Here is a 10,467-nt window from a genome sequence, read left to right as displayed (position 1 = left end):
TTGGCATGATGGTAGGTGTTGTTTGACACCCCTGCATCATACCAAGAGGGCTTTTTTTGATCAAGTCCCCGGAAAAGCTCCTAACAGGAATGCTTACTTTATTGATCAAAGGAATCTGGGAATGAATCGATTTTAAATGTTGACTAATTTAAACTTTGGTTTTCCCATGTAATGATAAACGATCTAACTGTGCTTTGAAATGTTGTCGCCGTCGATACTTTCCGAACATCAAAAGCCGCTTTTCAGGCTATATTTTTTTACTTTATTAGAGAAAAGACATGGCTGAAACGGCGAGTCAAAGGATATAGGGGCCCTAGGTTCTCATTCGAATCTGAGTTGTTACCTTTTAAGATGTGGTTCCAGCAAGGAGGTGAATATGATGGAAGAACACCCGATTAATATGCCGCCAGAAAAGGAAGGAACAATGAAGGCGATAGGCATTGGGATTTCTTCGAAGAAAAAGGGTGGCCATGTTTATATTTATTATATACCTTCTACTGGAAATTTTGTATTTCAAGCAAGTATTGTTGTTCATATGGAATCCACACTAAAGCTTATTCTGATGTGTTTTTTTCTTATCTTGCCTTTGGAAATAAGCTGCCTGGTGCTTAAAAATGCGTCATTGTGAAAGAAATCGGCATGAGAGTTTCTGTTAAAACATGTTGTTATTTTCAAGCGATGGTTGCACAAGTCATGTAAAAAAGAAAGAGTTATTTTGATCTTTTGTCTATATATTCGAAAAATCGACATTAGCAATATCGCGATTGATAAAACAGCTCCAATGTTCTCTTTAATTAAGCAAGAGACAGTAAAGCAAAAAAGGGGAGAATAAAAATGATTATCAAATCACGCAAAATCCCAAAAAATTCATTGAAAATGCTTTCTGTAAATTGGAATGAACCTCACATGAAGCAAGCTCTTGCACATGCTCAACAGTGCGCTTTTTTCGATAAGAACATGGTGGCCGATGCACGTGCGTATGCAAATGAGTATTTCCTTCCGACTGAAAAAGGAGGGGAAAAGAAAATTGCAGATCAGCTCAGCTTGTATCTTAAGTTGACCAACCAGTTATATGTAAAATTGCTGGAAGAGAAAGTTGTTGACAGTGAAAAAATTCACCGAATGATTACGGTAGTGTCTCTAAGAAAAAACAATGGAAAAGCAACAAAAAGATTAGCGACCTTCTTGAATGGGGAACAAATTGGAGACGAAGAATTCCCATTGGAAAGAGAGGTTCTTGAACTACCAAGCGATATCGACCAGCTTTCTGATGAAGAATTTGCCAAAGACGGAAAGGCAACGACTCAAGGTTCGATTATACCTTGCTTTAACTGGGATGGAAGTGGCACATGCTGCGAGTTCCGTTATAATGGTCTTCCTTGGAACCCACTGGTGAAATACAACTGGTGTGGTGCAAACTGCGGCAACGGCACACCTGTCAACCCTTTAGACGCTTGTTGCCGTTCACATGATTATTGTTATAGGGCATATCCAGATTATCCAGAACGCTGTAACTGCGATAAAAACTTAATTTCTTGCGCAAGTAGAACCGATGAAGCTGGAACAGACCGAGTGATTGCGGCCTTCCAAATAAAAATGGCTTACAAAGGATGCTAAGCAAAAAAGAACGGCTTGGCAGTGATCAAGCCGTTCTTTCCAATGTTACGAAACAGCCTTATCAATACAGGGATACGGAGGATGAAATAATGTCATCCGGTTGATAGCCGTCTTTTTTGCCCTTTTATCCGTATATAAAAACAACTGGTATACCATGTATATTGAATTCCTTTCAGATTCCAGTAATGTCTATATCCCTGTTTATATAAGGTATATTGCTCTCCTCCAGCCAATTTTTAAAAAAAGAAAAAAGCATTGTGATTTTCCCAAGGCCTCAATTCGCTGAACCGGAGAATGCATTTTTGCACGATCATCAGGTTTTCCTTATGAATATTTTTTGAACGTTTAAAACCCCTTTGGCACCTTCACTTTATATAGTGTAACGTTAATCAAATAGGAAAGGGGTTTTTAAAGATGGTCCAATATGTACCATTTGATGCGAGTAATGCTGGCCATCAAAAATTGTTAAGCGCGGCAATGGGATCTAAGGAATTTAATCTGTTAAAGAATCAAATTGAAAAAGATGGATTTACGATTTCGGAAGAAAATGTAATGGTGCTAATTATTGATGATATCATTGAAGGGAAAGCCATTGACGCTCAATTACTTCACTATGATCTAAATAAGGGTGGTCAAACAGTTGGCGAAATTTCTTTTGTTCAATCTGGTAATAAAACCGAACAATACGCTTACTACCAGGTCACAGGCGGATACCGGCACTATCAAGTTAAAAATGGAGAAGTAGTTGGTGAATTTATTTCCTCTAAAGAAATGAAACTTTTAATCGATAACTCGGATTGTCAAGCTATAGTATCCGCTATCTGTAGCGCCGGTTTCACTGGTTCGATTGGGGAATGCGCTCTTGGTTGCGCGACTTTAGGGTTCGCATTTGCCGTTTGCGAGCCTATCTGTATCGTTTTAGTATCTGTTGGCTGTTATTTTGGTGCAAAGGCCATTTGTGCTTTTGTTTAGAAGCAACAAAGAAGATCAAAGGCTTTTACACCTTTGGTCTTCTTTATTGATTTTTCTTGATAATATTTCCCGCACCGGTAAAGGCAATAAAGATCGTCGCCACAACATAAAACAATAATACATCCATGCGAATGGCGTGTAGATGGAAAAAGTTCGATATTAGTAAAATAACCAATAACAATGTAATGGAAAACATGAATGTCCTAGAAACGAAACGATCGATTTTCCATTTAATGTACTCATCGACTTTATGATTTTCTTTTTGTTTTCTTATGATGGACAAAAGCCGCCAAAATATGAAAGAAACTAAGAGAATTCCTCCACTCATCACTGCTTGCTTTATTCCCGCATCCAAATAGATGATTATACTTGCGATCACTAAACCGACTACATATCCTGCATACCTTTTGAACATTTCTCATTTCCCCTTTCCTCTAAATGAAAAATAGTCTCCACGGGTGTTTCAAATACCCTCGCTATTTTCAGAGCTAACTCCAAGCTAGGGCTGTATTTGTGATTTTCGATGGCAATGATGGTTTGTCTTGTTACATCCAATCGTTTGGCTAAATATTCTTGCGACCATTTTCTGCTGCGTCTAAAATCCCGGAGATGATTAATGACCATCTTATACCTCCCATTCCTCTATTTATTACTAATGATGTAAAATGTAAAGCATCCTTTACTATCGTATGATATTACGGAGAAAATGTAAAGAGTTCTTTACATTTTTAGGCGCTTGTGTAAATAAAAACAAAGGGAGCAAGCTGGAGGGAGGCGGTTGTTGCCATTGAGGAAGGCAGCCGTAACGGGCGAAAAGCTTATGCAAAAAGAAGACATCATCATTCAAGAAGGAAGAGAACAAGATGAGTTAAGACTGGCTGGAATCATGAGTAAGGGGTACGGCATTATCCCAAAAGTCGTAATGCTTGACCGAAGATTAAGTGATAAAGCCAAGGCGATTTATGCGTTTTTTTGCAGTTTCGCAGGCGCAAGGAATAGTGCGTTCCCAAAAGTTTCTACCATTTGCCATTACTTAAAAATGAACAAGGATACATACTATAAGCACTTCAAGCAATTAGTCGAACTTGGATACATAGAAGTACATCAAGCGAGAGATGAGGAAGGAAAATTTAGTCATAACATCTACATCTTAAAACAAGAAGTCTATCTTCCAGTAGAAGAAGAAAAAGTGAGTGAGAAAAAGCCAAAAAAGGATGACAAAAACATGGATACAACAAAAAAGTCACCGTCTCCGAAAAAATCGGATACGGTAAATTCGGACACTAATAATAACCGTTTTATAAATAACAAAAAAGGGAATAGTAACAATCGCAATAATTATCATTCTTTCATTCTTTCTAAAGAGGAAGAAGAGAAGGAAAGACAGAAGGAAGAAGAAATTAATCAAATCTTCGTAACATGCAAATTGATAAATTAAACGAACAGAAACAAACCATTGATGCTTTGAGAGAGCTGATTAAAGACATGTATTTTTCTAATCGAAGAATGAGCGTAGATGGGGCATCGTATCACCCTAAACATATAAGAGAGGCTATAAAAAAATTGACAATCGTTCATTTAGAACATGCCCTTGAACAATTTAAGCAAGCTAGCCGGGAACGAAGAATTAAAAACCCATCTGCCTACATGAAACGCATCCTGTTTAATAGCGTCAAAACATTGGAATTTAATACAACGGCCGAGGTACAATTTGAAATTTTTGGGAATGGCCACACGAATGACGATGAAATAGACTTCTTTAATGTATTAAATACTTATTGAAAAAGTTTTTGTTTTCAAACAACAAATGAGGGCTTTTACAAATCCCTCATAAAAACAAAAACATTTTGCATCAATAGTGCTTTGACAAAGCACTTAAAAACGAATAACAATTTTTATGATTGTTTGGAAACGATAATCAGCGAACAGAAAAGGGGTAGCACTCAACTTTGGTTAGAAGATGGCTCTATCTTTGTGGTTTGCGAAAAACCCCAATCTTTCGTCTCATGATGATAGTGATTCATCTGCTGCTGGTGACAGTATGTTTTAATCGTGGATATACATTACAGGAATTTTGGCCCATTTTTTCTTACATCGATACGATTTTGCTGCTTGGTTTTGGAAAAAATCCACCCGCCAAACAATATATAGTATGTTTTCTAATAAAAATCACACTATATATTGTTTTTTGCTGCTTATATGGGAACGCTTTCAGGAAATGCGACGGAGGGAAAAAATTCATAAGTGCAAAGCAGGGTTTTTCGGCAATTTGGTTTTTTCCAAAATTAATCATAATATAATAATAATGAAAAGGGGGGAAAATTATGAATGATGCGACGCTTGTCACGCTAATTTTTGGGCTGATAATGGGGGTGGCTGGAAGTGCCTTGTATGAGGTCATTAAATATTTAGTCCAGCACCCCGATACACCCCTTAATGATGCTCTTGCTCTGCCACAAACAAGAGTGTTGAAAGGGTGTATTGTTATTAGCCTCATTGTTGGAATGTACACATTGGTGTGGATGTAATACGCTGGTTCTCTGCCGTTTTTGGAGCCTGTGAAATCCAATTTTCTTTTCAGCTGCTTGATAACCGAGCAGCTTTTTTTTATTTTATTCTCTTTAAGAGAAATATAACATATTATTCTACTTGTTGTCCTGTCATATAAGCCTAAAATGGCGGCGGGAAGTGGCGGAAGGAGAACGCGGCAGTTTTCCGTTGATTCCAAGTTTACTAGATAGAGAGAAAATTTTTCAGAAATCGTGCCCAAAAAAATTTCTGTTGTACAATTTTATTCCATCATGCTTGCCCGCAATCATATGTACAGGACAAATTGTTCGCAACTACCGGCCACACCTTTAATGTATGATGCGATATACCGAATGATGAAAGGTAAAAATATAAAAAAAGTGACATAAAGCTGCGAATAGCGAAAAGGCGGCTTTTAATCAAATCCACGAAGTTGTGTAAAAACAAAGCGGTAAAAAAACGATTTTATTGTCCCGTCATCCAAGTTTACTGTATTGGTCATGGAATTTTACACAATAATTTGGACTTGACCCGGCTTTTGCCCGCCTTTTTCTCATTCCTTTTGTTTTTGGATGGGGCGGATGTAATCTTTTAATTCGCGAACAAGGTGATGGATGCAATCATTTCCCCGGAACTTGGCATCCTCGGCAAGATATACCGTGAAATCTTCCGCTTCTTTATTGGTCATCGTGAACTCATACCCATTCAAATCAAGGAATGTGACGAATACGGCTAAAGCCGTCCGCTTATTGCCGTTGTGGAAAATATGCCCTGTCGCGATGGAATGGTAATAGCAGCACGCCTTTTCAATAATCGAAGGGAACTGTTCCTCCCCGAACAATTTCGTTTTCGGCCTTTCTAACATCCATGCGAATTTATCGGGGAATTGGATTCCCGCTTGTTCTGCGTCGCCGTACATTTCCATTATCGTGTAATGGATGAATATGATTTCTTCCGCTGTCAAATAATAAACCATGTTTTCCCCCGGTTGCTCCTTTATCTATATTTCAAGTTGCGAAGCGCTTCGTCATATTTGGAGATCGCGCGATTCATCGCCATCACTACTTCTGGCCGGACTCCTTTTGGGATCCGGTTTGCGCGTTTCATCACGATTTCCCCTCGTTCCTTGTCGTAATATATTTCGATTTCATCGCCTTTATTTAGGTTTAACATAGTGGCTAAATCTTTCGGTATGCTAACGGACAAACTATTCCCGACTTGGCTAATCCGACGTGTGTACGTTTTGTCATCCTTGCTTCCCAACATTTCCACGCCCATTTCTTTTCCATCTCCTTTTCATAATATGGACAAAAAAGGACGTTTTTATCCATATAATTATTACTGTATAAACAATTATAACAACAATTTTCCGAAAAGCAATACGGAATAATAAAAAAGGGCTTTGATCAAGTCCTGATTATTGTGTAAAAATTCGCTGTCGGTCTAGCAAATTTAGGGATTGGAAAAATCAAACTACTTTTTGCCGTTTCTTTTTACACAAAATCCAGACTACGTGTCGTGCCGATATATATGTGACAAGGTCGCGGCTGCAGAAATGTGAAGCAATGGTATACGAACATGAGACAGATGAGGAGAAGTAGCCGCGTCATGTAGAAGACAGTACGGACAGATGACGGTAATCCTTATTTTATTTTTTGCATATATGTAGGGGTTAGCCTAATTAATATGGTGATAAACTAAAAACATCCAATTCATAACATTTACAAAAGGAGTGGAGATACACATGGGTTTTTAGAACAAATAGAGAAAGACTTAAAAAATTATATGGACTGTCTGATATCTATCTTATATGAAACTAATTTCACAGCTACTGAAATAGCTAAACGTTCTGGACTTTCTACATCTCAGATTAGTCGCATTTTAAGCGGCACATGTCTCCCAAGATTTTCTTCTTTATGTAAAATACTTTCGTCCTTAAATATTGACATTCGATTGTTTTTCAAGAATCCAAATTGGAGTTATTCTGAATTACTCGACGATAAGATTTCGCTTATGACAGATGATGAAATTAAAAAACTTAGAAACTTGTTGTCACGAAACATTCGCATAATCCAGTATAACCAAAAACGATTGAACCCTGATTTTACTCAAAGTTATTTATCTGAACTGATAGGGGGAAATGGCAGCACGAAATCACTTGAGAGAATTTTAAGAGGGAAGCATGATTTAAGCTTCGAAAAATTAATTGCTATTTCCGCAGCACTGAATGTAAATCCAGCACAACTATTAACTGACACGAGGAGTGATTATCATATGATGGATATTAACACGTTCATCAAGAAATTAGAAGAAATCAAAGCAAAAGGTTATATTCGCACCTTGAGACGCGGAGATACAGGAGTAGGGCATACGTTAGAACAGGAACTTGGGTTGACTGAAAACAACATCGCTTTGCCAGATTTAGGTGTGGCGGAACTGAAAGCAGCTAGACGAAACACTTCTTCCATGCTGACCCTTTTCACAAAAGAGCCGCTTTCCGATAAAGGGCGGAAACGCGATCGCTATTTACTCGATACTTTTGCCTATGATAGCGATAAAGAAGACCGCATCAAAGAATTATACACCACCATCAACGCTTTGGATTACAATGCGCAAGGTTTTAAATTAGAGGTGACAAATAAAGAAATTCGTCTCATTCATAAAGATGTACCATTGGATGTTTATTGGACGGCGGAATTATTGCAAAAAACATTCGAAGATAAAATTCCGGCATTAGTTTATGTTTATGCCGACCATATGGGAGAAGATGCAGATGAACACTTCCATTACACGGAAGCGCGTTTACTGAAAGGCTTTGATTTTAAAGGGTTTATGAAAGCTGTTCAAGATGGGTATATTAAAGTCGATTTGCGTATGCATATGAAAAATAACGGCCGGCCGCGGAACCACGGCACCGCTTTCCGAATCTTGCGGAGCCATCTCCCAATTTGCTTTAAAGAACAGCAAATTTTAGTAAAACCGTAGTTTAGACCATAGTCGCAACTCCCGTGATCACAAAGCGATTCGTGGGAGTTGCGTGTATTTATCCTTCTTTTCTTAGAATAAAAATTACTTCACCGTTCATTGTGGTCACTTTCTCTCCGGCTTTATTCGTCGGTGAATTCTCTTTAGGCATTTTTTTGTTTGGTATATTTCTTTCAAAAGTTAAGACGTGTCTCACTCCATATTTTTGGAATAACTCAATGATTATTTGATGAGTCGGTATCTTTATTTTTTTTACGGTTCGATTACCAACTACCCAGCATTGATAGGAGTTAGGTTTCATCACTCTTGCTATTTCTTTCAATGCCTGATCTAAATCAATATAAAATTGCAACACTTCTTTGGCGCGTTTTTCGTCTGCTATAGCAATGGATTCTATAATTCGTTCCAACGTTTCAGAAGCTAAGCTATTTTTTAATTCTTTATCAACTTTTCCGCCAAGAAGTAATGAGTCAATTTTATTTATGTCTTTGACTAAAGATTCATCTTCTCCGATTTCATGAAAATCCAACCATTGTAAAGATAATCTTGAAAATTGTCCATAGGCAACCGTCGTCCTGCTATCACCGTAAGGCGGGGATGTAATCAGCAAATCGAAACTGTTGTCGTCAATTCCTTCGAGATTCATGGCATTTAAATTGAATATTTTTACTGCTGGCTTATTTATAGGGTTTTGCTCGTGATATAATTCATAAAATTGCCGATTCATTTCCATATTGCGATTTAAAAACCTAATGAATACATCGAATACATTGGGATTCCAATCCGCTAATTTTTCTTCATCCATGCGATATAATTTAAATTCTGAATTTCTCGTGTTAGAAACATATCTCACGACTTCGCTAAATACAGCCCAAAAGAATAGCTTGATGTCATCATTTTGTATTTTTTTGATGTTGTGTTTGATCATCTGCAGGTAATCAATGACATATGGCTTAAACCAATAGTCAATATTTTTAAATTCCGGATTTTCTAAAACAAGGTCGCCATTTTTATAGCTGAACTCATCGTTGCTTAAAGAAGAAATAAATTGTTCAGCAACTACCGATAAATCATTAGGGTCTAATGGAGTAGTCTTCACTTTTCCCAATAATCTCGCTAAAGGATTTACATCCGTGCCAAAAGAATCTAGTCCATGTAAAATCCCTTCAACCAGAGTAGTTCCGGAACCCATAAAAGGATCGAAAACGGACTTTATATTCGGCTGGCTATTCAATATTATGCGCATTAAATTTCTCGCTACTTGAGGAATCATCATGGCCGGATATGAATGATATCCGTGCGAAAGTTCCTTCGTATTTTCATTTCGAAAATCCCAAAAATCTTCATCTTGTTCTAGAATTTCTAAAAAGGTTTGCCGAATAGCTTCATCGCAATGTTCTAGCGTATTTCCTGCGTTCGTTGTTTTCATTGCCTCACTCTCCATAAAAAGAAAAACTTTCTCGTTTAGGATACCATAGTAAAGAAAGATAGTAAAGTTTATTTTAACAAATTAAACTTTACTTTAATTTTCTTCGTATATCCATATTTCTTCAATCTTTCTACCGACTGCTTTACTGATTCGAAAAGCTAAGTCCAGCCTTGGTATGGATTGATTTTTGGCAATGCTACTAATCGTAGGAGTGGAAACGTTTACTTTTTCCGCTAGTTGCTTCTGAGTCATTCCGATTTCGTCTAATATTAGCTTTAACTGGCATTTCATTTTAAACCACCTATGGTATATCGGATATTTGTACAATTGCATCCTTGGAAGTTGTGTAAAAACTTGATTTTTCATTAACTAATTCACTTGACGGTACCCAATCACTAAAAAGCTACCTATTTTTGTACACACTACCAATCTAACAGAAATTAACGTATATGACTACATATTGTCGTTCTTTTTTATCTGTTCGTACATCAAAAGATACTTGTAGAAGATGCGTTTCCTAACAGAATGATGGTGGCCAAAGTGGACTTTCATTTTAATCCGCTCAGCTTGCTTGTTTCGGAAATTATTCATTGGAAGTTCTTTGGCGAGTTGCTTCAAGCAATATCTCCACTCACATATTTTTAACGCATTGCAAGAAGGAATGAGAACATTCCTCCGACAGCAGGGGAAGCTTTTTCTTTGACAGGGCTAATCCCAAAAGGATCCCATAGATTTAGGCAGTGACCGGCGTGTGTAAAGTCAGAACCTTCTTTTTCGCTTTTCTTTTAGATAACTAATTGCAAGATAATGACGAAAAAAGTAGAATAAAAGAGAAAAGCAAAATAAAAAAAGGTGATTGGCCTTATCACACCCGATGCTGCAACATCGGAAGGCAATCACCCTCACACCAATACCAATACCAATACCAATACCAA

Annotated in this window: 13 protein-coding genes and 1 pseudogene; 8 read left to right on the top strand and 6 right to left on the bottom strand. The window is 37.4% G+C overall.

What is annotated here, in order from left to right:
- The first annotated feature begins 379 nt into the window (after positions 1-379).
- The 3 genes from BM278_RS17045 (at position 380) to BM278_RS17035 (ending at position 2,589) form a co-directional block, all read left to right on the top strand.
- Positions 380-628 carry a hypothetical protein gene (locus BM278_RS17045; protein ID WP_090952203.1) on the top strand — a complete coding sequence of 83 codons (249 nt, stop codon included), beginning with the start codon at positions 380-382 and terminating at the stop codon, positions 626-628.
- Between the two features lie 206 nt (positions 629-834).
- A complete protein-coding gene (locus BM278_RS17040; RefSeq protein ID WP_090952200.1) occupies positions 835-1,617 on the top strand; it encodes a phospholipase A2 family protein in 783 nt (260 codons plus the stop codon).
- Positions 1,618-2,031: 414 nt separating this feature from the next.
- Positions 2,032-2,589, top strand: a complete 558-nt coding sequence (locus BM278_RS17035; protein WP_090952196.1) for a hypothetical protein — start codon at positions 2,032-2,034, stop codon at positions 2,587-2,589.
- 43 nt (positions 2,590-2,632) lie between these two features.
- On the opposite strand, the gene BM278_RS17030 is transcribed toward BM278_RS17035, so the two are convergent.
- Both BM278_RS17030 and BM278_RS17025 read right to left on the bottom strand, forming a co-directional pair.
- The gene (locus BM278_RS17030; protein WP_090952193.1) at positions 2,633-3,004 is read right to left on the bottom strand and encodes a hypothetical protein; all 372 of its coding nucleotides are present in this window, start codon (positions 3,002-3,004) and stop codon (positions 2,633-2,635) included.
- A complete protein-coding gene (locus tag BM278_RS17025) occupies positions 2,977-3,213 on the bottom strand; it encodes a helix-turn-helix transcriptional regulator (protein ID WP_064550390.1) in 237 nt (78 codons plus the stop codon). The genes BM278_RS17030 and BM278_RS17025 overlap by 28 nt, the downstream gene beginning before the upstream one ends.
- 157 nt (positions 3,214-3,370) lie before the next feature.
- Here BM278_RS17025 and BM278_RS17020 point away from each other — a divergent pair, with 157 nt between their 5' ends.
- From BM278_RS17020 to BM278_RS17005, 3 genes are all read left to right on the top strand, one after another.
- Complete coding sequence (locus tag BM278_RS17020) at positions 3,371-4,027, top strand: helix-turn-helix domain-containing protein (protein ID WP_143093484.1); 657 nt, start codon at positions 3,371-3,373, stop codon at positions 4,025-4,027.
- Complete coding sequence (locus BM278_RS17015) at positions 4,009-4,371, top strand: hypothetical protein (RefSeq protein ID WP_090952187.1); 363 nt, start codon at positions 4,009-4,011, stop codon at positions 4,369-4,371. The genes BM278_RS17020 and BM278_RS17015 overlap by 19 nt, the downstream gene beginning before the upstream one ends.
- Before the next feature lie 542 nt (positions 4,372-4,913).
- Positions 4,914-5,117, top strand: coding sequence for a hypothetical protein (locus tag BM278_RS17005; protein WP_090952180.1), 204 nt, complete (start codon positions 4,914-4,916; stop codon positions 5,115-5,117).
- Positions 5,118-5,671: 554 nt separating this feature from the next.
- Here the strand turns inward: BM278_RS17005 and BM278_RS17000 are convergent.
- Positions 5,672-6,094: a type II toxin-antitoxin system death-on-curing family toxin gene (locus tag BM278_RS17000; protein ID WP_090952177.1), complete on the bottom strand. Its 423-nt coding sequence runs from the start codon at positions 6,092-6,094 to the stop codon at positions 5,672-5,674.
- Between the two features lie 20 nt (positions 6,095-6,114).
- Positions 6,115-6,396, bottom strand: a complete 282-nt coding sequence (locus tag BM278_RS16995; RefSeq protein ID WP_090952174.1) for an AbrB/MazE/SpoVT family DNA-binding domain-containing protein — start codon at positions 6,394-6,396, stop codon at positions 6,115-6,117.
- 507 nt (positions 6,397-6,903) lie between these two features.
- On the opposite strand from BM278_RS16995, the pseudogene BM278_RS19725 reads away from it, so the two are divergent.
- Positions 6,904-7,062, top strand: a pseudogene (locus BM278_RS19725) (helix-turn-helix domain-containing protein); the annotation flags it as partial.
- A 330-nt stretch (positions 7,063-7,392) separates the two neighbouring features.
- Positions 7,393-8,103 (top strand): MvaI/BcnI family restriction endonuclease, encoded by a 711-nt coding sequence (locus BM278_RS19365; RefSeq protein WP_244151218.1) that lies wholly within the window; start codon positions 7,393-7,395, stop codon positions 8,101-8,103.
- Positions 8,104-8,161: 58 nt separating this feature from the next.
- On the opposite strand, the gene BM278_RS16980 is transcribed toward BM278_RS19365, so the two are convergent.
- Both BM278_RS16980 and BM278_RS16975 read right to left on the bottom strand, forming a co-directional pair.
- Positions 8,162-9,532 carry a DNA methyltransferase gene (locus tag BM278_RS16980; RefSeq protein ID WP_167359676.1) on the bottom strand — a complete coding sequence of 457 codons (1,371 nt, stop codon included), beginning with the start codon at positions 9,530-9,532 and terminating at the stop codon, positions 8,162-8,164.
- 93 nt (positions 9,533-9,625) lie between these two features.
- Complete coding sequence (locus BM278_RS16975) at positions 9,626-9,823, bottom strand: helix-turn-helix transcriptional regulator (RefSeq protein ID WP_167359675.1); 198 nt, start codon at positions 9,821-9,823, stop codon at positions 9,626-9,628.
- Positions 9,824-10,467 lie beyond the last annotated feature (644 nt).

The sequence above is a fragment of the Parageobacillus thermantarcticus genome (assembly GCF_900111865.1).
GTDB lineage: Bacteria > Bacillota > Bacilli > Bacillales > Anoxybacillaceae > Parageobacillus > Parageobacillus thermantarcticus.
Note: the sequence above shows the minus strand (reverse complement) of the source record. Positions and strands in the feature narration are given on the sequence as shown.